Annotated in this window: 1 protein-coding gene; it reads left to right on the top strand. The window is 71.6% G+C overall.

The features are described 5' to 3' along the window. Positions 1–527 (top strand): TetR/AcrR family transcriptional regulator (locus JHN63_RS51825; protein ID WP_200692047.1); only part of this gene is annotated, 527 nt, incomplete at its 5' end. Positions 528–605 lie beyond the last annotated feature (78 nt).

The raw sequence follows: 605 nt of genomic DNA, 5'->3' as shown, positions 1-605 counted from the left end.
CGGCCTCCAGCACCAACGCCATCGCCCGCGAGGCCGGCGTCTCACCGGGCACGCTCTACCAGTTCTTCCCGAACAAGGAAGCGATCGCGATCGAGCTGGGCGACCGGCTGATGCACGAAATGCGGGACATGTACGGCGAGGCGCTCGCGCCGCTCGACCCGTCGACCCCGCTGGAGGAGGCGGTCGGCGGGGTGGTCGACCGCTTCACCGCCTTCAACTGCCGGCACCCGGTGTTCTTCGCCCTGATGCACGGCCCGGACATCCCCGGCCGGCTCGCCGAGGAGCACGACGCGCTGCACGCGAACCTGCTCGCCGGGATAGAGGCGGTGATCGCGGCGTTCCTGCCCGACGCCCCCGCCGCCGACGTCACCCGCACCGCCCGCATGTGCCTGGGCCTCTACAAGGCCGGTCTCGAACTGGTCCTCTCCCACGAGGGCGCCGAGCGCGAGGCCTACGTACGGGAGTTGAAGAACGTCCTGATCCGCTATCTGGCACCGATGGTCGCGGAGGCGCGGAGCGCGGCCTGAAGGACGGCGCGGACAGCAAGGCACGGCCTGATGTGCGAACCCGCGCACCCCGGCCCCTGCACCACGGCTCCGCCCCCC

The organism is Streptomyces sp. MBT65 (assembly GCF_016612545.1).
Taxonomy (GTDB): Bacteria; Actinomycetota; Actinomycetes; order Streptomycetales; family Streptomycetaceae; genus Streptomyces.
Note: the sequence above shows the minus strand (reverse complement) of the source record. Positions and strands in the feature narration are given on the sequence as shown.